Origin of the sequence: Acinetobacter sp. YH12064, assembly GCF_013419735.1 — a bacterium.
Classification (GTDB): domain Bacteria; phylum Pseudomonadota; class Gammaproteobacteria; order Pseudomonadales; family Moraxellaceae; genus Acinetobacter; species Acinetobacter amyesii.
This window is the reverse complement of sequence record NZ_VOZP01000008.1, coordinates 109,375-130,522: the sequence shown is the minus strand read 5'-3', so window position 1 is coordinate 130,522 and position 21,148 is coordinate 109,375. Positions and strand designations below refer to the sequence as shown.

The 21,148-nt window shown below is 39.4% G+C and carries 20 protein-coding genes and 4 tRNA genes; 9 read left to right on the top strand and 15 right to left on the bottom strand.

Features of this window, described 5'->3' with window-relative positions; translation table 11 throughout:
• Positions 1-80 precede the first annotated feature (80 nt).
• The 4 genes from FTU13_RS10105 to FTU13_RS10090 form a co-directional block, all read right to left on the bottom strand.
• Positions 81-491 (bottom strand): heme-binding protein, encoded by a 411-nt coding sequence (locus FTU13_RS10105; protein WP_180127874.1) that lies wholly within the window; start codon positions 489-491, stop codon positions 81-83.
• Positions 492-593: 102 nt separating this feature from the next.
• Positions 594-1,892: a glutamate-1-semialdehyde 2,1-aminomutase gene (gene hemL / locus FTU13_RS10100; RefSeq protein ID WP_180127872.1), complete on the bottom strand. Its 1,299-nt coding sequence runs from the start codon at positions 1,890-1,892 to the stop codon at positions 594-596.
• A 35-nt stretch (positions 1,893-1,927) separates the two neighbouring features.
• The gene (thiE, locus tag FTU13_RS10095) at positions 1,928-2,548 is read right to left on the bottom strand and encodes a thiamine phosphate synthase (RefSeq protein ID WP_180077723.1); all 621 of its coding nucleotides are present in this window, start codon (positions 2,546-2,548) and stop codon (positions 1,928-1,930) included.
• A 592-nt stretch (positions 2,549-3,140) separates the two neighbouring features.
• Positions 3,141-3,524: a DUF962 domain-containing protein gene (locus tag FTU13_RS10090; protein ID WP_180077721.1), complete on the bottom strand. Its 384-nt coding sequence runs from the start codon at positions 3,522-3,524 to the stop codon at positions 3,141-3,143.
• Between the two features lie 321 nt (positions 3,525-3,845).
• On the opposite strand from FTU13_RS10090, the gene FTU13_RS10085 reads away from it, so the two are divergent.
• On the top strand, positions 3,846-5,306 hold the full coding sequence (locus FTU13_RS10085) for an inorganic triphosphatase (protein ID WP_180127980.1): 1,461 nt from the start codon (positions 3,846-3,848) through the stop codon (positions 5,304-5,306).
• A gap of 225 nt (positions 5,307-5,531) precedes the next feature.
• Complete coding sequence (locus tag FTU13_RS10080) at positions 5,532-5,963, top strand: hypothetical protein (protein ID WP_078193600.1); 432 nt, start codon at positions 5,532-5,534, stop codon at positions 5,961-5,963.
• 40 nt (positions 5,964-6,003) lie between these two features.
• Here FTU13_RS10080 and FTU13_RS10075 read toward each other — a convergent pair whose 3' ends face one another.
• Complete coding sequence (locus FTU13_RS10075) at positions 6,004-6,720, bottom strand: TetR/AcrR family transcriptional regulator (RefSeq protein ID WP_257226739.1); 717 nt, start codon at positions 6,718-6,720, stop codon at positions 6,004-6,006.
• 116 nt (positions 6,721-6,836) lie between these two features.
• On the opposite strand from FTU13_RS10075, the gene FTU13_RS10070 reads away from it, so the two are divergent.
• Positions 6,837-8,081 (top strand): MFS transporter, encoded by a 1,245-nt coding sequence (locus tag FTU13_RS10070; RefSeq protein WP_180127870.1) that lies wholly within the window; start codon positions 6,837-6,839, stop codon positions 8,079-8,081.
• Between the two features lie 35 nt (positions 8,082-8,116).
• Here the strand turns inward: FTU13_RS10070 and FTU13_RS10065 are convergent, their stop codons facing one another.
• Entirely contained in the window at positions 8,117-8,749 is a 633-nt protein-coding gene (locus FTU13_RS10065) for a hypothetical protein (protein ID WP_111883861.1), read from the bottom strand.
• Positions 8,750-8,857: 108 nt separating this feature from the next.
• Between FTU13_RS10065 and FTU13_RS10060 the strand changes: the two genes are divergently transcribed.
• Both FTU13_RS10060 and FTU13_RS10055 read left to right on the top strand, forming a co-directional pair.
• Positions 8,858-9,259, top strand: a complete 402-nt coding sequence (locus tag FTU13_RS10060; RefSeq protein WP_078188837.1) for a DUF3144 domain-containing protein — start codon at positions 8,858-8,860, stop codon at positions 9,257-9,259.
• Between the two features lie 172 nt (positions 9,260-9,431).
• Entirely contained in the window at positions 9,432-10,496 is a 1,065-nt protein-coding gene (locus tag FTU13_RS10055; RefSeq protein WP_180111719.1) for an amidohydrolase, read from the top strand.
• Between the two features lie 80 nt (positions 10,497-10,576).
• On the opposite strand, the gene FTU13_RS10050 is transcribed toward FTU13_RS10055, so the two are convergent.
• Positions 10,577-13,345: a pitrilysin family protein gene (locus FTU13_RS10050; protein ID WP_180127868.1), complete on the bottom strand. Its 2,769-nt coding sequence runs from the start codon at positions 13,343-13,345 to the stop codon at positions 10,577-10,579.
• 149 nt (positions 13,346-13,494) lie between these two features.
• Positions 13,495-14,316, bottom strand: a complete 822-nt coding sequence (locus FTU13_RS10045; protein WP_180127866.1) for a PhzF family phenazine biosynthesis protein — start codon at positions 14,314-14,316, stop codon at positions 13,495-13,497.
• 104 nt (positions 14,317-14,420) lie between these two features.
• Here FTU13_RS10045 and FTU13_RS10040 point away from each other — a divergent pair, with 104 nt between their 5' ends.
• Both FTU13_RS10040 and gloB read left to right on the top strand, forming a co-directional pair.
• Positions 14,421-15,029: a flavin reductase family protein gene (locus tag FTU13_RS10040; protein ID WP_180127863.1), complete on the top strand. Its 609-nt coding sequence runs from the start codon at positions 14,421-14,423 to the stop codon at positions 15,027-15,029.
• Positions 15,030-15,138: 109 nt separating this feature from the next.
• Positions 15,139-15,870 (top strand): hydroxyacylglutathione hydrolase, encoded by a 732-nt coding sequence (gloB, locus tag FTU13_RS10035; protein ID WP_180127861.1) that lies wholly within the window; start codon positions 15,139-15,141, stop codon positions 15,868-15,870.
• A gap of 91 nt (positions 15,871-15,961) precedes the next feature.
• Here gloB and FTU13_RS10030 read toward each other — a convergent pair whose 3' ends face one another.
• On the bottom strand, positions 15,962-16,228 hold the full coding sequence (locus FTU13_RS10030; RefSeq protein ID WP_257226740.1) for a hypothetical protein: 267 nt from the start codon (positions 16,226-16,228) through the stop codon (positions 15,962-15,964).
• A 441-nt stretch (positions 16,229-16,669) separates the two neighbouring features.
• Here FTU13_RS10030 and FTU13_RS10025 point away from each other — a divergent pair, with 441 nt between their 5' ends.
• Positions 16,670-16,873 (top strand): hypothetical protein, encoded by a 204-nt coding sequence (locus FTU13_RS10025; RefSeq protein ID WP_078188846.1) that lies wholly within the window; start codon positions 16,670-16,672, stop codon positions 16,871-16,873.
• 318 nt (positions 16,874-17,191) lie between these two features.
• Here the strand turns inward: FTU13_RS10025 and FTU13_RS10020 are convergent.
• The 6 genes from FTU13_RS10020 to FTU13_RS09995 form a co-directional block, all read right to left on the bottom strand.
• Positions 17,192-17,276, bottom strand: a tRNA-Leu gene (locus tag FTU13_RS10020).
• 72 nt (positions 17,277-17,348) lie between these two features.
• Positions 17,349-17,433, bottom strand: a tRNA-Leu gene (locus FTU13_RS10015).
• Between the two features lie 36 nt (positions 17,434-17,469).
• Positions 17,470-17,543 (bottom strand) — tRNA-Trp (locus FTU13_RS10010).
• Between the two features lie 37 nt (positions 17,544-17,580).
• Positions 17,581-17,665, bottom strand: a tRNA-Leu gene (locus FTU13_RS10005).
• 107 nt (positions 17,666-17,772) lie between these two features.
• Positions 17,773-18,597, bottom strand: a complete 825-nt coding sequence (locus tag FTU13_RS10000) for a protein kinase (protein ID WP_180127858.1) — start codon at positions 18,595-18,597, stop codon at positions 17,773-17,775.
• Positions 18,575-20,086, bottom strand: coding sequence for a DUF3336 domain-containing protein (locus tag FTU13_RS09995; protein ID WP_078193611.1), 1,512 nt, complete (start codon positions 20,084-20,086; stop codon positions 18,575-18,577). The genes FTU13_RS10000 and FTU13_RS09995 overlap by 23 nt, the downstream gene beginning before the upstream one ends.
• A 189-nt stretch (positions 20,087-20,275) precedes the next feature.
• Between FTU13_RS09995 and FTU13_RS09990 the strand changes: the two genes are divergently transcribed.
• The gene (locus FTU13_RS09990) at positions 20,276-21,148 is read left to right on the top strand and encodes an ATP-binding protein (protein WP_180127857.1); all 873 of its coding nucleotides are present in this window, start codon (positions 20,276-20,278) and stop codon (positions 21,146-21,148) included.

Genomic DNA, 21,148 nt, shown 5'->3' with positions numbered 1-21,148 from the left:
GACATTTAAATCAAAATAAAAAAAAGCCCAACATATCGATTGGGCTGAATTATCTATTTCACTCAAGATCATGCTTAGTCTTACTGTTCCAAAAACTTCTCAATCGCCTGCTGTGCAATTTCTGCATCCTGAAAAGACTTTACTCCAGACACACCCATTGCACCCACCAATTGCCCCTCATACAAAATCGGCTCACCACCTTCCAGCATACCGTTAAACGTCTGCATAGTTAAGAAACCCATCTGTCCGCCTTTTATCAAGTCTTCAAATAATTTTGAAGGACGGCGACTAATCGCAGAACATTTGGCTTTTTCTAAGCATAGATTTGCTGTCATTGGCGATGCACCATCCATACGCTTCATTGCCAATAAATTGCCTGTTTCATCCATTACCGCAATGCTGACATTAAAGCCATTTTCTACTGCATAAGCATGTGCTGTGTTTAGTAAAAATTCTGCATCTGCCAAAGTTAAATAATGCTTGGTTTTCATTTAAAAATCCTTTTCTTAAAAAGCCGAACTTAAAACAACAAAAAAGCCCACAGCAGGCTGCGGGCTTTATTCTAAAGCAGAATTTACCGATTTAAATGAAAATTACTTCATTTCGGCAAAAACTTCTTTCGCCATTTCAATGGTAAATGCAATATCTTCATCGCTATGCGCGCTTGAGAAGAAACCTGCTTCAAATGCTGAAGGCGCTAAGTTTACACCGCGCTGTAACATGCCGTGGAAGAAAGTACGGAAAGCATCTACATCACATTTCAAAATTGAATCAAAACCAGTAATTTCAGTTTGATCAGTGAAATAAATACCGAACATGCCGCCCACTTGCTGCGTAAAGAACGGAATGCCCGCTTCGTCTGCAGCTGCCTGTAAACCAGCAAGCAAACCTGCCAATTTTTCAGTCAAAGTTTCATAGAAGCCCGGCTTACGCAGATGTTTAAACATCTCAATACCGGCACGCATAGCCAATGGGTTACCAGACAATGTACCTGCTTGATAAACCTTGCCAAGAGGTGCAATGCATTCCATCACTTCACGCTTGCCGCCAAATGCACCCACAGGCAGGCCAGCACCAATAATCTTGCCTAAAGTGGTCAAGTCAGGCGTTACACCGTAATGCGCTTGCGCACCGCCAAGACCGACACGGAAACCTGTCATTACTTCGTCAATGATGAAGACAGAACCATGTTCATCACATACATCGCGAATGGCTTGTAAGAAACCGTCAATTGGTTTCACCAAATTCATGTTGCCTGCAACTGGCTCGACAATTACACCAGCAATTTCTGAACCGAACTTTGCAAAGCATTCTTTCAGCATGGGAATATCGTTATATGGCAGGGTTAAAGTGTGTTTGGCAAAATCAGCAGGTACACCGGCCGAAGTTGCTTCGCCTTCACCTTTAGTTAAAAGACCAGAACCTGCTTTCACTAAAAGTGAGTCTGAGTGACCATGGTAGCAGCCTTCAAATTTTACAATCTTGTCACGCCCCGTATAACCACGAGCTAAACGGATAGCAGTCATCGTTGCTTCAGTCCCTGAGTTGGTCATACGAACCAATTCAATAGACGGCATAATTTCGCAAATAATATCCGCCAAAGTTGTTTCATGAACGGTTGGCGCACCAAAACTCAAACCATCAACAGCCGCGTCTTGAACTGCTTTGATAATGTCGGGCTGCGCATGACCTAAAATCATTGGGCCCCAAGAGCCGACATAGTCGACATAGCGTTTTCCGTCTACGTCATAGAGATATGCACCTTGCGCTTTTTCGATAAATACCGGTGTACCGCCTACACCATTAAATGCGCGTACAGGAGAGTTTACACCGCCAGGAATATGCTTGCTGGCTTGTTTAAATAATTGTTCTTGCTTAGCAGATAAGCTCATAAAAATTCTCTACTTATTCAATCTAAAAAATAAAATTAAGCTTGTTCAGCAAAAAGCTCAGACCATTCATAAACACGACTGCTAACAGCAGACATTGAACGACCTAATACATCACTAATCACAGCACAAAGATCAGCACCTGCTTCAATGACTTCTGCTGAATTTTCTACAGTTAAACCACCAATTGCACAAATAGGTACATTTAGTTTCGCTTTGGCTTGTTTTAGCGTTTCTAAGCCAATATTGCCTGCTTCAGGCTTAGTTTCAGTTGCAAAAATGGCACCAAAAGCCACATAGTTTGCACCGTCTGCAATTGCCTGCTCAGCCAGTTCTAAAGAGTTATTACAGCTTCGACCGATCAAAACATTTTTAGGTAAGCGTGTTACAGCTTCAGCAATTGAACCGTCATCTTGCCCTAAATGGACACCCACACCATATTGAACTGCAGCTTCTAGATCGTCATTAATGACAAAAGGCACTTTGTACTGATTACACATATTTTTCATGTACTCAATTTCATAAGCCTGATCTTCCTTTGCCACTTTTTTACGACGATATTGCAAAACAGCAACTTCATAAGTTGCCATCGCGCCTTCAAGCTTGGCTAAAAGCAATTCGATTGGATCATCATTGGTAATGAGGTATAAACCACGCATAGTTCAATCACAACTTAAAACTTTTGAATATTATAACGATTAGGTCTATGAAATGTTGCTTGGGATATAAAATTTTAATGCTTTGCTGCTGAGAAAGTTATATTCCTTTTCACAGGACTGCTTATATAAATGTTTAATTGAATTTTCTGTAGAAAATGGCAAAAAATACCTATTTTCAGGTATAGAACAAAACTGATACAAATTATTTAATAGTGCACCAGAAGAACTCAAAACGCAGCGCATAAAAACACAACACTTTTATAAAAATAAAAATGTGTAACCTATTAGACTTTTTGGTGCTTGGTAAGAAACGTTTTGGGGAGCGTTCAGAGCATCAAAAAGTCTAACCTATTTTATAAAAGTTTTTATTGTTATATATTTCAAACAATAGACTTTTCTAAGGCCATAAAAAAAGCCTAGAGAAGGTCACTCTAGGCTCGGAAAACTGGGGTTTATCGACTATTCATGTTTTAGATAAGGAGTAAATAAACAATATGAACATTATTAGACTAATCACTCTAATTTTGCAAGTCATTTACTCAAAAAAATCACACCCATATCCATAAAAATTAAGCGTTTGATTAATAAACAATTAACTATCAATCTTATCTAAATTGCGGTCTTTTAAGCTTAAGTTCCCCTTCACAATATCAGACAGCATGCGCCAATCGGAAATAAAACTGTACAAAGGTTGCTTGAAACTAGCTGGCTTATTTTTTTCAAAGAAAAAATGTCCGACCCATGCACAGGCATAGCCTGAAACCAGACCATAAGCAAAATATTTCGGTTGTTTTTTTAAAATTGCTTTTGCAAAAAAATAGAGACCTATACTGCTGCCGGTGACATGTAAACGTCGACTCATGATATTTCGATGTTCAGTCAAATAAAACCGATAAAATTGCGAATACTCACGAATAGGTAACTGAAATTCGGGCTTTAAATCTCGATTAAACTCGGGTTGTACTTGTGAATTCATGTTGTGCTCATCCTGAACTTATTTTAACCAACATAGCTTAAAACTCTCCCACTTTAAAGGCGTAAAATTTTATTTTGATCCCATGAAAATCGAACCATTGTGAATTATACAATTGATGGAATATCCATCTTTTAAAACTTTTCTTAGTCCCAAAGCTGAGTTTTCAAATCCGTCAAGTCTTACTTCTCAACTGTTTTTCGCTACAATCGATACGCGTTTAGCTGATAGAAAATTTACGCGCATTTTAGTTTTTCATTTTTATAAAAATTTAAAGATCGCTTCATGCCAGATCATGAAGTTGTGACATCAGGACAGAAAACCATGGTTGAAGTTGAATTAAAGTTCCAGATTCCAGAAGCACGTCGAACTGCATTATTAAAAGCACTCGATCCAAAAAAATCGGAACAAATTCAACTTAAAGCTAAATATTTTGATACCCCAGATCGGAAAATGGCACAGCAGCATGCAGCCTTGCGTCAACGTCTAGAGGGAACGCGTTGGATTCAAACCTTGAAAGCTGCAGGTAAAAGCCACATTGAACGGTTTGAACATAATCTTGATTTGGGCGAGCAAGAACAAGCTCCTGCCCTAGATTTATCGGTCTATGCCAATGAAGCTGAAGTTCAGTCAGTTTTAAAAACCACTTTAGGCGATCAGCAGGATTCGTTACAACTTCAGTTTGAAACAGATATTCTCAGAACTTATCGCGTCATAGAGTTTGAAGATGCCAAGATCGAAGTTAGCTTAGATGTCGGCTGTATCCGCAGCAACAGCACAGAAACAGAAGTTCATGAAGTTGAATTTGAGCTTAAAAATGGCTCTATTCAATCACTCCTTGCCTTTAGTTTCGAATGGGTTAAAAAGTATCATTTATGGTTAGATGTCCGCAGTAAAGCGGAAATCGGGAATTTGCTGGCGTTTAATCAAACTGTGAGTCCAGCAGTTGAGGCTAAAGAATTTCAACTCAGTAAAAAAGACACTGCCGCAAAAAACTTACGACTTTTAATTGCACAGGAAATGCAGCATCTTCTGCCTAATATTGCCGCAATTTCTGCAGGTGTGGCTCAGGCTGAGCACATTACACAAGCTCAGAAAGCACTCCATCATTTACAATTAACCATTTCGCTATTTAAAGATTGGAACAGTGATATCGTTGAAAAATGGGCTGTGCAATTAGGCGCATTTAAGCAGCAATTTGAACAATTACACCATTTTGAACACATGCAAAATACCTTGGGTGGCTTTTTACAAAACCCAACGACTTCAGAAAATTTAACTAAAGATATTTTGTATTGCAAAGAGAAGTTAGGCAATTTGGTTAAATCGACTCAAAATGTACATCATTATCTTGAGCTTTTAATGTTTAGTTTGAAATTCGATGATGCGCCGCAGCAACATGATTTTAAATGGTATGCTCAAACAACCCTGCAAAACCAATATAAAGCCCTCCAAGAGTCTTTAAATGATGCCGACATTAACAATTTTGAAAGCTTAGACGTGCTTTCTCAACGCATACAAGAGCTTAAATTTAGCTTCCCAGTTTTGACGTCGATTTACGATGTAAAAAATTTGCAGAAATACAGTAAAGCACTCAATGATGCACAAGTTGCGGCACAGGAATACCAAGTCCTTTCCTCTTCTGCACAGTATATTCAGCAAACAGAGCTGGAAGCTAGCGATTGGTTTGTTCTCGGTTGGTTGACGGCAAAACTAGAGGTTTATGCTGATAAGCTATTAGAAGCGACAGAACAATTCCTGGTGAGTCGAAAACTCATTAAGTAAAATCAAAAAGGGAGATTCAATGAGTCTCCCTTTTTATTTGCATCCCACATTGTCGTATAGATATTCATTTGTTGAACATTCAGATTCAAAGTCGGTTAATTTCAATTCATCATTTCTTTAGTTTGACTCAGTTACATTGAAATATTTTGAGAAGCTATTATTTTTGTTTTCTGGATAAAAACTTTTAAAATAAGCTATCTGAAAAATTAGATTCAGGGTGGTTTTATGTTGAATAGTCACATACCTGTAATTCATCCCCTATTTTCATTTTCACTTATATTTATCCTTTTCCCATTACTAAGTGCTTGTAGTGAACAACATAAGCCTGTGCAAAGCACCGAATTAAGGCGCACGGCATCCTTACAAGTAGAAAAGCCGCTTTCTCCAACTCAAAACTTTGATCAGACACGACGAACCTTTAAAGTCCTGCGCAATAATAATGAGGACTATGGTGATGAGTCTTACCAAATCAAAACCGATGCTGGCACACTGAGTATTTACAGTATGAACTTGAATCCGCAGCAAGGTCAGCTACTATCCAGCGTCAAGTCTGGAGAATGTCTAACTCTATCGAGTCAAAGTGACAATTTAATTGCGGTTGATGGTTATATCAGTGTGATGGAATTGGGCGACATTAAAATTCATCCCTGCAAATAAGCGTCAAAAAATTGTTTTTGTATAACAGTCATTTAAAAAACTAAGAAAATTGCCTTAAGGCTACGCTGCTATTGGGGTTTAATTCATAATCCATACTGATTTGACCTTGTGCTAATAATCCCCATGATTTCATCGCATTACTCACCATACGCTGTAATTGCGTCAGGGCCATACCATCACGTGCTTGTATGGTCATCCCTTGCAATAAGGTCATATAAAAATCAGTCAATTGCTCTGCATGAGCCAAACTTTCAATTTCCGAATTTTGCACGCCTATAGCGAGCCGATCCATAATTTTTGTTTTAGTATAGGCACGACGTTGTTTGAGCTGTTCTTGTACGGTTTGGTTTTGCTGTGAACAATTCATTGTTGCCACCACCACCATACAACCTTTAGGTTTATTGGCTTGTACCAAATGCTGAATACTGTCATATAGGTACAATTCCATCGCAATTTTAGCCGTTTGACCTGCTTGTAGAATTTTTTCTGCAGGCTGAACTTCGTGTTCACTATAGTATTCAATACATTTTTCAAAAAGCGCCGTTTTGTCGCCAAATGTGCCATATAGGCTAGGTGCGGTGATATTCAAAGCTTGAGTTAAATCACTGATGGACGTTCCTTCATAGCCAAATTGCCAAAACAACATCATCGCCTTTTCCAAGGCTTGCTGTTCATTAAAACATTTAGGTCGTCCACGCTTCTTGACCGAATCGGCTGGATTAGCGTGCTGATTTTCTTGCTTTGAATCATTCATCATAAGCTAACATTTATATTTTATAACGTTCACTAATAAAATAATTGACGCTCACAATTTAATCAAATAATTTATTTTTATAACAGTCACTATTAAATTAATAATTAAGGTGTAACGCTATGAATCCGCATGCTACAGCTTTAAAACCAGATAAACAGTTGACGCAGCAGCCTGATGAATCTTCTCCCAATCAAGGGAATTGGTTTGCAATCCTCACGGTTGCCATTACAGCTTTCACCCTTGTCACCAGTGAGTTTTTACCTATTGGTGTGTTAAATGCCATTGCTCAAGATTTAAAGATTAGTGTAGGTACCGCAGGTTGGGTGATTACCCTCCCTGGCATTATGGGTGCGATCGCAGCGCCCCTGGTGTCTGTTGCTGTGAAGCAACTTGACCGTCGTATCTTACTGATTGCCTTAACCGTGATTATGGTCATTTCTAATTTTATAACTGGCTTCGCAGAAAGCTTTGCGCTGTTGTTGTTTAGCCGTTTTCTATTGGGTATTGCTATCGGTGGATTTTGGGCAACAGCCATAGCCTTGAGTGGACGTGTCGCACCCAGTCATCTCGCCATAGCCAAAGCCACTGCGATCGTCATGGCAGGTGTTACCCTAGCGACGGTATTAGGTGTTCCACTAGGTACATGGCTGAGTGACTGGTTAGGTTGGCGTAGTGCATTTCAAATCATTGCAGCAATCGGAATCATCATTTTAGTTTTAGAAATCAAATTTCTCCCAAAACTTCCACCGACATCGGCTATTCGATTTAGTGATTTACCTGCACTGATTCAACATGATAAAGCACGTAAAGGCCTCATTATTATTTTATTAATTGGTTTTGCTCATTTTTCTTCTTATAGCTATCTCGCCCCATTTTTTAAGAATCATGCAGGCTTTGATGCGACCACCATCAGTTCATTATTATTGATCTACGGTATAGCCGGTTTCTTTGGTAATTTATTTGCGGGTTATAGCAGTAACATCAATGTCCGCTATACCCTTGCTTTTGTTGCCTTCAGTTTTATCGTGGTATTTTTTAGCTTTCCACACTTTGCAGTTCATTTATTTGGTGCATATCTTTTAACCGCATTATGGGGTTTCGCCTTTGGGGCATTTCCTACAACGGCCAATATCTGGATGTTTGTACATGCCCCTGAAGCTGTTGAAAAAGGCATGCCACTGTTTATTGGTATTTTCCAACTAATGATTGCGTGTGGCTCACTGTTTGGCGGCTATATTGTTGATCATTTTAATGCCAATACCTTATTGTATTCGGTGATGATCTTTGTCGCATCTGCCATAGTGGCTATATTCACTTTAGGACGTGGATTAAATAACCCGAAGCTTCCTTGTACAGCGAACTAAGTCCACGCTCTAAGTGATATCGTCAATACATTTGATTAACGATATTTCCCAAAGATTTTCCACGTATTGTTATCGGCTAAAGGGTCGCTATAGCTATCACTACGGGCTTTACGTGGTTTATCACGGGCATCCACCAATTTAAAGTCGTTTTCGACACTGAGAACAATGCCATTCACATAAAAACGGGTACGGGTGTATTCACTTTGTCCATGTTGAAATACATAGGTTCTGAGGTCAATAAATTCACGGTGTGCGACCAAAGCTGCCGTATCATCGCCGTCTAGCCATAGTCGCATCGCTTGAATTTGATCTGCTTCAAATTGCCCACATTTTTCAACTAAGCTGGCAATACCACGAAAGGTTTTAGATTCTTTCGCACGTGTTTTGTTGATTCGAATACGATCCACGTGAAAATAAAAAAGCGGCAGATTCAAATGACTCGGCAAATGGACTGCATCGAGGACTTCATCTTCCATAAAGGGCTGAAATAAGTCCTGAGCACGTTCAATTAAGCCAGTCCACTGCGCATAATATTCGGCTACTTCAGACGCTGTACCATAATAAATGGGCAGCCCCTCTACATTGGCTAAGGTTGAGGGCGGCCAAACATTTTGTCGAAGTAATGCAATATCACTTTTCAGACTTTGCACTGCGATTGCATCTTGCATGGGGTATTACACTTTACTTAGGCTATTTTTTTAGATTAAGTCAAAGGTTTAGTTTCTGCAAGGCTTTGCCTATAATACTGCATTAGATTTTTATGCTAGGACACATTCATGGTTCAAAAGATTGAAGCTACTGATGTAACCGAAGAAGAAGCGTTGAATGCAGCTTTCTTTGAACGTGCGGATGAATTTATTAAACAAGCCAATGAATTTTGTCGTGTTGAAAAAGGTTCTCAAGTCAAACCGGCAGAAATGCGCGGTCAAGTGAGCGCTGCCATGTTATTTGGTACCGCTCGTTTTAATACTTGGGTTGCTGCAAATGGCTTCAAAGATGGCAAAGAAATGCGTGATGCCAAAGATCAAGTGATGTCTTATATTCTTCAACAATTTCAAATGATGCTTGAAGATAATTATGATGAATATTGCGAACAGTTTGAAAACTATCTTCGCTTCCGTCATAACGAAGAATTCCATGCAAATAAGCATGATCACGACCACGATCATCAGCATTAATCAAAAGCCCTTCGGGGCTTTTTTTATACAACTTCTCTTTCACAAAGCTTTGATTTAATATTTAGTCATAACGTTGTATTTTCATCATTCATGCTATTTTCAGTGCCTCGCGTATTCGAAAATACAATGAAATACGCAAGAAATGGACATGGTTTTAAGGACAAGGATAGCAATGCAGACGCTCGATTTTGCCATCGTGGATTCACATATACATCAATGGGATCCGTACAATACCCCACATGCCGCTTCACTTGCCGTGAAATTATTGGGTAAACATCCCTACTTGCTCGACAAAATGATGCGCTTAGTTAAGCCGCAAGAGTTAATTGACACAGTTGGTTTGACCAAACATGTGACGACACCGTATTTGCCTGAAAATTATAAGCAAGATGCAGGACATTATCAGGTCGATCAAATCGTACATGTAGAAGCGAGCTGGCATGACCATAAAGGTAAAGGGGTAGTTGGTGAAACCAAGTTCATTGAATCCTTAGACTTTAACGCTCAAAAAATTAAACTTGGCGCCATAGTCGGCACTGCAGACCCATGTGACAGTAGTTTTAAGAAAATTCTTAAAATGCATAAACAAGCCTCCCCACATTTTCGTGGCATACGAAAAATGGCAGCTGTACATGAAGACCCAAAAGTTCATGCATGGACCAATGAGCCCCATCTCTATACCAATAAAAAATTTATGAAAGGTTTTGAAGCTCTTGCTCAAATGAATTTAAGTTTTGATGCATGGGTTTATTCAGACCAAATTCGTGATTTAACCGCTTTAGCACGTGCTTTCCCTGAAACATCTATCGTTCTGGATCATTTTGGGACACCTGTCGGTGCCTTTGGACCTGTCGGCTCACATACAGGCTTAACCCAAACTTCACGTGACAATATCTTGTTTCGTTGGAAAGATGATTTAGCTGAACTGGCAAGTTGCCCAAATGTTTATACCAAAATGTCTGGATTATTCATGCCGGTGCTGGGTCATCAGTTTCATAAAGAACAACGCCTTGCATCTAAACAAGAGATTTTCGATTGTGCCTTCCCGCTTATTTCGCATGCTCTACAATGCTTTGGGAAATACCGTGTGATGTTTGGCTCAAACTTCCCGATGGATAGTGTGAGTGCATCTTTGGTGAATATTATTGACGCATTTTCAGATGCGGTGGCAAGTTATGATCCTGATGCACTGACTTTAGTCTTCCAACAAAATGCCCGTCAGTTCTACCGCCTATAAGTTCGTTAAGAAAATCTCGCTATCAAGTTATCCATTCTAGCTCAAAAAAAATCCTCCATCTGGAGGATTTTTTATTAAGTTTATTTTTGAGTAGATTTTACAGCTTGACCATATTGGTCAGCCATCACCTCAACCAAACGCTCAGGTTGAATATATTTTTTGATGACAGCATTAACATCCGCTTTGGTCAAACTAGCAATGTGTTGATCACGCTTTTCACGATAGTTTAAATCACGACCTTTTTCTAACTGTGGAATCAACATACTATGAATGCGACGGTCATCTTCAAGTGCAGTTAAACGCTTTTTCAAAATACTGGCTTTGGCTGCTTCTACTTCCTGTTCCGTCACGCCATTTTTCAATAAGTTTTGCAACACTTTATGAACAGACTGAGAAACTTGTGCTGATTTACCCGCAGTGTAGTTTGCATCAATACTCAGTACACCTGAATTCACCCATTCATCAAAATTAATGTCTGCACTAAAACCATAAACCAGTGCATTCTTTTCACGTAACTCTTGAGCTAGACGTGAAGATAATTGTGAATCACCAAGTATGTGGCGTAATACTTGTAGCGCAGGAGAATCGGTATGCTCTACACCTACAGGTAGAGTCATAATGGCTTGGTAACTACCAAACTCACGCTGTTCAGACAATGCATGCACTTTCTGTGCAGGATACGCTGTAAATGTAGACTCTAAGCGTTGATATGGCTCGCTGGTTTTCCAATCTGCAAATTCTTTTTTCAGAATTTTTTCTATTTGCTTGGTATCAAAATCACCTGTTACCGCAATTTGTGCATGCTGTGTTTTAAAGAATTTTTGATGTAACTGCTGCACTTGATCACGTGTAGCTGACTCAATTTGTTTTTTCGCAAGTTCAGGTTCGAAGTGATAACGAATATCCCCCGGCTGATAGATCTCAACAATACGCGACAGAGTCATTGCAGCAACGGTATCCGGCTCTGTATAAGGTCGATCCAAACTCGACAAACTTTGCGCTTTGATTAAATCAAATTGTGATTGTTCAAATGCTGGCGCTTTAATAACATCAATGACATATTGCAAAAATTCAGCAAACTTTTCTTTACGTGCAACCACTTGAATTATGAGGCCATTATCATTTGCACTGACCGTTGCACCACCACCAACATCAATAATTTTATCGGCAATTTGCTGTAAACTTTGATCTTTAGATGCACGGAACATGAGATAAGCTGTCAAATCTAGCAACTCACCTTTATTCATTAAGCTTTGCGCTGTACCAAAATCCAATGCAATCGTAGCATAGGTCTTGTCGTCACGGGTTTTAGTTGGAAACAACGCATACTGAATGCCGTTTTTAAATTTAGCGCGCTGAATCTGCTTTTCTTTCTGATTTAAATATTGCTTAGACTCTGCAACATATTGCTTCACTTCAGCACGATAAACACTCGCATCTTTCAATGGCTCTTCTGCAGGCGCTTGCTGATCTAAAGTTTCAGCAGGTTTTGACGCAGCCTGTTGCTGTGCTTTCTTCTGGTCTACAGGTGTCGGTAGAATATTTCCTGTGACACGGTATTCGGGCTTTAGAAAATCCTCATACACTTGATTCACGTCGCTTACACTCAGCTTTTGTACTTTATCTAAGTCTCGGAAATATTGAGACCAGTCCCCGTTATAAGCCACAGTATAAGAACTAAGATGCTCGCCAAGTGCTGTTGCGCTATTTTTGACATTGTCAGCCATATTTCGAGTCAGGCTTTTAACACGGTTTAGCTCGACGTCATTAAAGGCTTTGTTCTGCTCCACACCTTGTGCAAGACTGGTTGCCACTTTGTTTGCATCATGACTTGGGCCATATATCGCCCCCATAAACACCAAATTAAAATCTTTATCTAACCATGTGGTGGATTGAACTGCGGTTGCTGTCCCTGTTTCTACCATGCTTTGATACAAATGCCCACTCGGCTGTAAGGTATACAAGGTTGGAGATATCGCCAAAGCAGTTTTAATCGGTTCAACTGCACCATTTATATAAATATTAAATTTGCCAAAGTCACTACCCTTATGAACAGTAAATTCGCGTTGCTTTAATTTCGTTCCATCTAATTTAGGGACTTTGGCCTGTTCAGGAATTTGACGTGCGGCAATTGGGCTAAATTGTTGATCAATTTGTTTTAATACAGCCGCTTTATCAAACTTACCAGAAATCACCATCACTGCATTATTTGGCGCATACCAACGGCGATAGAACTGGTTTAATTCGTTCATATTAATCGATTGAAGTTCTTTCAAATCACCAATCGGTAAACGACCTAAAGATTGATTGCCATAGGCTTCTTTTAAAACTTGGTCGATTAACACTGAAAATGGCTGATCTAAACGAATTTCACGTTCACGCTTAACGATATCAATTTCTGTCGGTACAAATTTTTCCTGAAGTACCAATTTGTCCATCCGTTCTGCTTCCAAATGCAAAACTTGATCGATTGAACTTTGTTCAGGACGAATCACATTGGTGTATTTCGTTGAATAATAATCCGTACTGGCATTGGTCATCAGCGTGAATTGGTCTAAGCGACGCTGAAATTCATCACCCTTGACATTTTCAGTGCCTTTAAAGGCCAAATGTTCGAGCAAATGTGCCAAACCACCTTTGCCCGCAGGGTCATTTAAAGAACCCGTGAAATACACCGTATTCATAAACACTTTGCTTTCTTTATCGTTTTGCGCCAAAACCACACGAAAACCGTTATCTAATTTATATTCTTCAATGGCTTGTTCAGTTTTAACCAATACAGGTTGAGCAAAGAGGCTTGTACTTAAACCTGCAAAAAAAAGTGAAAGCGTTAAATGTTTAATACGCATGTAATTCAAGTGTCCTTTATATTTAGCATCGATCAGCGTAGTGCTGTCGATCAGATTGGTTTTGATTTTATGCTGAGCTTTTCTGGATTAAAAGTTACTTTTTATTAAATACATGCTGCAGAATGAGACAGCATGTATTTGATTTTTGTTCAGATATAAATGTCAGACTGCATATACAAACACGCATAGCCTGAGATTTCTATACGGTCATTTTCAAGCATTTGACAGTGTAACTCACCACCACGACTCGATGCTTGATACGCCAAGATTTGAAGTTTTTCTAAACGTTCTGCCCAAATAGGCACGATTCCAGTATGAATAGAACCCGTAACAGGATCTTCATTGATGCCATTGCCTGGTGCAAAATAGCGTGAAATGCAGTCATATTGCTGGGCTGCCGCAGTGATTGCAACATCAGTAATCGTACCCGGCGCTGTAATTGCGGTGCGGATTTTGCCAAGACGTTTTAAGATTTCAAAATTCGGTTGTTCGTCCAAGACTTGTTGAGCCATTTCGTATTCCACGATATACGCCTGCGCATTCAGATAAACCTGCTTAAAAGGTTGACTCAACCCTAGACGTAGCTCTTCAGGATATTCGCTCACGACCTGTGCCCGACGCACAGGGAAATTCATCAGAATTTTTCCATCTTCAGCTTTATTTACGCTAAAAATACCGAGATTTTTGACATGAAATTGGATATTTTTTTCAGCCGTATAAAACTCAAAAAGTACATAACTACTGGCCAATGTCGCATGTCCACAAAAGTCCACTTCAGTGGTCGGTGTAAACCAACGAATTTCATAATTACTGCTGTCAATTTTTTTCACAAATGCAGTTTCAGACAGATTATTTTCCAAAGCAATCTGTTGCATCAAGTGTTCATCTAACCATTCATCCAACACCAAAACCGCCGCTGGGTTGCCTTTAAATAACACTTGGGTAAATGCGTCCACTTGATACATTTTCATTGATAGAACTCCTGATTTAGTGATTTATATTAAAGGCTTTTGAAAATATTTCATGCGTTATATGCTATGTAGCAACACTTTTTAATAAAACATCTAAGTTTTAGATGAACTTAAATATAGGCACAATTTTGAAAACGCATATTCACCCCGTTCCTTTAGAAAAATCATACCGACTTTTAAATCATGGGCCGACTGTGCTCGTCTCTGCTCAGGATCAAACCCATACTGGTGTGATGACTGCTGCATGGGCATGCGCCTTAGAGTTAAACCCTGCAAAAGTGACAGTAGTACTGGATAAATCAACTAAAACACGTGAGATTATTGAAAATTCAGGTTATTTCGCCTTACAAGTACCAACACTGAAACAACTCAAACTGGTCTATGCACTTGGCATGATGAGCCAACGTGATGCGCCAGAAAAATTGCGCCAATGTGGCGTAGAATTATTTCAATTTAATCACTCAGATATTCCTGTAGTTGAAGGTTGTGCTGCTTGGCTACTGTGCAAACTTATTCCTGAGCCGCACAATCAACAAGCGCACGATCTGTTTATTGGCGAAGTCATTGCTGCCTATGCAGACGACCGCGTCTTCCGTAACGGACATTGGTATTATCATGAAGTAGCAGATGAATGGAAAAGTCTGCACCATGTTGCTGGTGGGCATTTTTATACCATTGGTAATCCTGTATCTGTAGACGAGACACCAGACTAAAATAGCGCTGTGAGATCTGTCGTTTATCTAGGGCTAAAAATGGATAATCATCCGTTTTGAGCATTTTCATGCTAACTTTAACTTAATTTTAAATATTGAATGAATAGATATGACGTTTAAAATACATACATTGGATGTCAAAAATTCACTGCAAAATTATATTTGGCTGCTTGAACACACCGAAAGCCATGATGTCATTGCAGTAGATCCTACTGAAGCTGCCTTGGTCGAGCGCTATTGTCAGGAACATCAGCTCAATCTTACGCAAATTTGGCTAACGCATTGGCATAAAGATCACGTTGGTGGCGTACCAGAACTTATTCAGGATAAAAACATTGCCGTTTACGGTCCCCGTGCAGAATTGAGCCGTATTCCATGGGTGAATTTTCCTCTCGATCATAATGACCGTTTTGAATTTCATGGTCTTGAAATTGAAATTACAGCAACTCCCGGCCACACCCTCGGTCATATCGTATATTTTATCGATGACATTCATACACTTTTCTGTGGCGATGTATTATTTGCTATGGGTTGTGGACGTGTATTTGAAGGCACCTTTCAACAAATGTACGATTCCTTGAACCGTATAGCCGCATTCCCTGCTGAAACTCAAGTGTATTGTACTCATGAATACACCCTATCAAATGCTCAGTTTGCGCGGCATGTTGAACCTGACAACCTTGCCATACAACAGCGTTTTGATGAGGTTGAATCAATGCGCATGCTCAGACAATGTACTTTACCAAGCAGTATTGAATTAGAATTAGAAACCAATCCATTTTTACGCGCAGAAAGTGTTGAAACGTTTCAGCGCTTAAGAGAACTTAAAGACAATTTTTAATTGGATTGAGAGGTATAAGCATTTTAGATTTCATCACAAATAAACTGTTTTATTTGTGATGAATGTTTCGGGCCGATTCATCATTTTATATTTATAAAATTTGATTGGTGGCAGCAAACTCATCCAATTCAGCTTGTGTTACAACTTGAACGGCTTGCATTTCATCGATACGTACCATCAATAAACCACCTAATGCCGGTTGATAACGTCGTGCACTACCAAATGGTGTATATGCCACTTTGGATTGCTCCGAAAAGACCAACCAATCTTCATGTCCAAGCATCACCGCAACAGGCGTCTGTCCCGCTTGTTGCATCTGTTCAATTTTTGCTTTTACAGCGTGCTCAATGTTCTGCATGCGTTCAATCTACTTATACCAATAGAACATAGTATAAAAGCTTTTCGATAAATCTTGATGAGAAATAGCATTGCAAGCTCACCTATCCAGCGAATTAGGCTTTGAACAAGCTGTTATTTGCAATCCACAACTGCATGCCCAAACAGCTGTGCATTCTAAGCCAAACAATCGTTTATTTTGCGCACAGCTTCTCTATAAACATAGTTCAGATTTTAAGCCAGCAGTTAAAACCCAAATTTTTAAAATACGTTATATTTACTTACATTAAGTTTAGCTTGTTATAAAACAGCGAGTTAAATAAGTTTATACCGTTTACAAGCCGATAATCTGTTTATTTATCCATCAAAATTTCATATTTTAAATAAAAGTTTTCCATTTCCCCTTTAAAAAATATTTTGACACCCCTATTTAATATTTTAATGATTGATAAGGAGTTCGCTCGTGAAAAAAGTGGTTAAAGCAAAAAATTTAGTTGCCTTCCGTCTTTGGTTAGAAAAGTTAGGATATTCTGTTCGTACACTGGCAGATAATCGTGGATTTACATTCAGTTTTAAAAAAGAATATGGTCTAGTGACTGTAGACTTGTCTGGTAATGCTTTGGCCATGCAGCTCGGTGAAGAGTTTGAAGATCATTTAAAGGCATAATCTTCTTTATAATTTATGCGAACGATTAGAAATAAATGATTTAATTCGATTGATTCGAATCCGCATTTCTAAATTTGCCCGTATATGCGGGCTTTTTTTCACCTTTGTTTTACTGACTCATTTTAACGAGATAAATTTCAGACAATAAAAAAGCAAGATAAGACATCTTGCTGTATCTCTGGTTCATCATTCTTTCATTAGATTTTTTTATTAGATTTTTTTATTAGAATTAGTCTTCAAAAAAGACCATGTTTAAGACACTGATTTTTTCGCATTTCAAAAACAAAAAAGCAAGGTATAAAACCTTGCTTAATCTAATGGTGGGGACGGAGAGACTCGAACTCTCACACCTCGCGGCGCTGGAACCTAAATCCAGTGCGTCTACCAATTTCGCCACGTCCCCAACTCGGGTGCTGACAATGTCAGACTTTAATTTGTTTAAAAACCTGTTTATTTGGCAACTTAATAAATTAAGTGGTGGGGACGGAGAGACTCGAACTCTCACACCTCGCGGCGCTGGAACCTAAATCCAGTGCGTCTACCAATTTCGCCACGTCCCCAACAGGGTTGCTGACAATGTCAGACTTTTTAAAACTTGGCAGAGGATCAAGGATTCGAACCTTGACGAACGGTTTTGGAGACCGTCATGCTACCATTACACCAATCCTCTGTGACCTTCATTACCAAACTCATGTTTAGTAATTCAGTGGTGGGGACGGAGAGACTCGAACTCTCACACCTCGCGGCGCTGGAACCTAAATCCAGTGCGTCTACCAATTTCGCCACGTCCCCGATGGCTGTGTATATTATAGAGATCACCCCTACATGACAAGCCTTTTTTATAAAAAAGCATCTTGTTTGTTTAAATAAAAAACAATAGTGCTTTTTTTGTATTTTTCTTAAGCAAATTCAGCAACTAAGTCGCTTTTTAAGCGATAAAAATCCACCAATCTGTCATTTTTTTGCTTCATCAACATGTGTTGCATTAGCTGATTAAACCCTTGATATTGCATTGGCAGATCAAGCTTTAAGCGTTGGCAATGTAAATAGGCCCAATCTTCATAGTTTTTCGCCTCTAAACGCTGTGATGTCAGCCATTCCAAGAAAATTATCCCCAATGCGTAGATATCACTGTGCAAAGATTTTGCTTGTCCATGGAAAAGTTCTGGAGCCATATAACGTGGTGTCGCAGTTAAGGCATTTTGCTGGTCAACAGCCAACGGGAGCGCTTGCTCAAAGTCGATGAGTCTGCACTGCCCTTGCCAATTCACAAAATGCTCTTGTTTTAAATCTGCATGTATCCAACCGTGCAAGCTTAATCGCTCAACCACATCGATTGCTTGCCATAGCACTTGCCTCACCTGCTCAATGCTCAAATTCGATGCAGACTGTAAGAACCAAGGCTCAGCATTGGGCAGTATTAATAGGCGATCAATAGGCTCTTGCTGAATACTGAGATGCGTCTCTTTTATCACTTGAAAAGGTAGCGTGATACTGTTTTGTCTAGACGCTTGATTGAATAGCTGGTACAGCTCAATTTCTCGACCAAAACTAGCTACATGTTCAGGGCTGCTGTCACTGACTTGCGCCTTGAGCCAATAACGTTGTTGATTGAATTGAAATTGATATAGACGACGGCCAAAAACCAAACTTTTGGTTTTGGTTTTTGGCTCGCAAATGGTTTGCGCTAAATCTGTGGATTTAAACCGCAATAAATTCTGCATGTCGTTGACTGGGTTCATTTTGATAATTTAATAATTCCAAACAATGCTGAATGGTCTTACCAATGCGGGCTTGCGTTTCGATTAATGAAATTTTCGGCCATGTGGCTCTTTCACCTTCACGCTGCAATACTTTAAACAGATAAGGTCGCGGATTTTGCAACATATAACTATAGTGTCTTAAGCCATATTTCCCCACAATATTGACATCACCATAGTAACGCTGATCCACCACGCCATAACCATGATCAAGCAACCGTCTTACCGGTGGGATACTTCCTGCACGCTCACGGGCAAAATCCATCACCCCTTTACTAATCACCTTACCTTGACGACGAACGATCCGCTCAGGCCAACTCAACATACTTTTACGAAAGCGTGATGCATCATCCTGCATAAACGGCACAATATGCGGATTGACCTGACTAGCGATACTGTAATTAATATTATACAAACGCGCCATTTTCTCCTGTGGGAAATCACTGCGCACACTGCCATCCACCCAACGCGTTGCCGACATATATGGCGTAAATTGCCCGTCATAACGCTTACTGGTCAGTCGTACCGGTGGAAATAGAATGGGCACTGCACAAGATGCCAACACTGCACTCCACACCAACAAATCTGGTGATGTATACGCATTCATAATTCGTGCATCTTGTGATGCATCATAAGGCGCAACTGCCACATTGATATGCAGACCTGATTGCTTATATGCTTCGGCAAAAGTTAAGTCACCTAAGTTTTCAACCAAAAACTTTTTCAGATATTTTACATCTGCCAAACCGCCATTACCCTGCACTAACTCAGTCAATTTACGAAAGTGAAATGCCTCACTAAAGAAATTTTGTCCGTTTAATAAATTGGTAAATTCTGACGGTTTAGATACACCCAACATCCCGGTCATAATTGCGCCAGCACTGGAACCAGACAGAACTTTTGGCATCAAATCTTGTTCCATCAGTGCTTTACACACACCGGTATGAAACAAACCTAAAGTTGAACCGCCTGAAAACATCAAAACAGGTTGACCATAGGCTTTTTGGCTTTGTTCAAAGAATTCAATTTTTTGTGCAGCATTGAGACAAACGCATTCGTGGGATGCGATAAATGCCAAACTTTGACTCACCTCATCAACATAGTCTTCAATAATTTTTTTGGTACCGACGTAGGCTTCTGTAAACAGCAAGGGATGGGCAATATTGCCCACATCATAAGTTAAACCTTCACTTAAAATGTACATCAAATCTCGAGTACGTTTCTGAGCACGATATCGTCTCAGTAACCCTAAACGATGTGTGATGATTTCTGCATCAAAATACGGTGAACTATTATCGAGTTTCCATTCTTGCGCACCCGATTCTTCATCTATTTTAAGTGCGATATCTTTCCATTCTTCATAACATTCAGCACGGTCGAGCTGACGCTTTAATTTTTTTATCCGATATGCCTGATGTGGATTAATACTTTTTGAAAACCCTGTAAACAACATGACTATCCCTCAGCACATTTTAAACTGTTCACTCAGCTAGATTTATAACAACTTTTTGGTTATTCGAATAGCGCTGATCTCCTAGAACAATCATTTAACTTTGACATATTGAGGCGATTATAACTGCATTATTGATGTACACTGCTGTCATATACCAACCAACAACAAGACACGACAAGCTGACTTATCATGGCTACAATTGATTTACCTGACAACATCCTTCAATCGCTATCTACTGTACTCTTACAACTACAGCACAGTTTGCCTGAGCTTAAACAAGCACCCGATTTTTCGAGTATCGCTTTCAAATGGCAAGATAAGCAGCTTAAGGCCATTAAACAGCCCAAAGTCATGTATTTAGAAGACTTAAAAGGAATTGAACGTCAAAAAGAAAAAGTGATTCAAAACACTTTACAGTTTTTAAAAGGCTTACCTGCCAATGATGTTTTACTCACTGGCTCTCGTGGTACAGGTAAATCATCCATCGTACGTGCTCTGCTCACCCATTATGCAGACCAAGGTTTACGTTTAATTGAAATTGAGCGTGATGATTTATCTGATTTGCCAGAAATTCAAAAGTTAATTGAAAATCGCCCTGAAAAATTTATCGTGTATTGTGATGATTTGGCGTTTAATGCTGAAGATGAAAACTATCGCAGTTTAAAAAGTGTTTTAGATGGTTCATTACAATCAGGTTCGAGTAATTTTATTATTTATGCTACCAGTAACCGTCGTCATTTATTGCCTGAATTCATGCATGAAAACACACCTGTAACAAAGGTAGATGTGCCTCAATATACCGAACTTCACCCTCAAGAAGCGATTGAAGAAAAAATATCTCTTTCTGACCGCTTTGGGATGTGGCTGTCTTTTTATCCAATGGATCAAAATTTATATTTAGAAATTGTTGAACATTATTTGGCTAAAGCCGAGATGCCATGGACAGATGAAGCGCGTGCTGAGGCACTACGTTGGTGTCAAGGTCGTGGGCAACGTTCAGGGCGTGCTGCTTATCAATTTTCAAAGCATTGGATTGGGTCAGAACAACTTAAACAAGCCTAG

What these genes read in the sequence shown, in the direction of transcription:
- FTU13_RS10030 (WP_257226740.1), bottom strand. Translation starts at nt 16,228, where the DNA reads ATGCAGAACATTGAGCACGCTGTAAAAGCAAAAATTGAACAGATGCAA.
- FTU13_RS09990 (WP_180127857.1), top strand. Translation starts at nt 20,276, where the DNA reads ATGGCTACAATTGATTTACCTGACAACATCCTTCAATCGCTATCTACT.
- hemL (WP_180127872.1), bottom strand. Translation starts at nt 1,892, where the DNA reads ATGAGCTTATCTGCTAAGCAAGAACAATTATTTAAACAAGCCAGCAAG.
- FTU13_RS10090 (WP_180077721.1), bottom strand. Translation starts at nt 3,524, where the DNA reads ATGAATTCACAAGTACAACCCGAGTTTAATCGAGATTTAAAGCCCGAA.
- FTU13_RS10060 (WP_078188837.1), top strand. Translation starts at nt 8,858, where the DNA reads ATGGTTCAAAAGATTGAAGCTACTGATGTAACCGAAGAAGAAGCGTTG.
- FTU13_RS10045 (WP_180127866.1), bottom strand. Translation starts at nt 14,316, where the DNA reads ATGAAAATGTATCAAGTGGACGCATTTACCCAAGTGTTATTTAAAGGC.
- FTU13_RS10075 (WP_257226739.1), bottom strand. Translation starts at nt 6,720, where the DNA reads ATGATGAATGATTCAAAGCAAGAAAATCAGCACGCTAATCCAGCCGAT.
- FTU13_RS10055 (WP_180111719.1), top strand. Translation starts at nt 9,432, where the DNA reads ATGCAGACGCTCGATTTTGCCATCGTGGATTCACATATACATCAATGG.
- FTU13_RS10070 (WP_180127870.1), top strand. Translation starts at nt 6,837, where the DNA reads ATGAATCCGCATGCTACAGCTTTAAAACCAGATAAACAGTTGACGCAG.
- FTU13_RS10040 (WP_180127863.1), top strand. Translation starts at nt 14,421, where the DNA reads ATGAACTTAAATATAGGCACAATTTTGAAAACGCATATTCACCCCGTT.
- gloB (WP_180127861.1), top strand. Translation starts at nt 15,139, where the DNA reads ATGACGTTTAAAATACATACATTGGATGTCAAAAATTCACTGCAAAAT.
- thiE (WP_180077723.1), bottom strand. Translation starts at nt 2,548, where the DNA reads ATGCGTGGTTTATACCTCATTACCAATGATGATCCAATCGAATTGCTT.
- FTU13_RS10050 (WP_180127868.1), bottom strand. Translation starts at nt 13,345, where the DNA reads ATGCGTATTAAACATTTAACGCTTTCACTTTTTTTTGCAGGTTTAAGT.
- FTU13_RS10000 (WP_180127858.1), bottom strand. Translation starts at nt 18,597, where the DNA reads ATGCAGAATTTATTGCGGTTTAAATCCACAGATTTAGCGCAAACCATT.
- FTU13_RS10080 (WP_078193600.1), top strand. Translation starts at nt 5,532, where the DNA reads ATGTTGAATAGTCACATACCTGTAATTCATCCCCTATTTTCATTTTCA.
- FTU13_RS10065 (WP_111883861.1), bottom strand. Translation starts at nt 8,749, where the DNA reads ATGCAAGATGCAATCGCAGTGCAAAGTCTGAAAAGTGATATTGCATTA.
- FTU13_RS09995 (WP_078193611.1), bottom strand. Translation starts at nt 20,086, where the DNA reads ATGTTGTTTACAGGGTTTTCAAAAAGTATTAATCCACATCAGGCATAT.
- FTU13_RS10105 (WP_180127874.1), bottom strand. Translation starts at nt 491, where the DNA reads ATGAAAACCAAGCATTATTTAACTTTGGCAGATGCAGAATTTTTACTA.
- FTU13_RS10085 (WP_180127980.1), top strand. Translation starts at nt 3,846, where the DNA reads ATGGTTGAAGTTGAATTAAAGTTCCAGATTCCAGAAGCACGTCGAACT.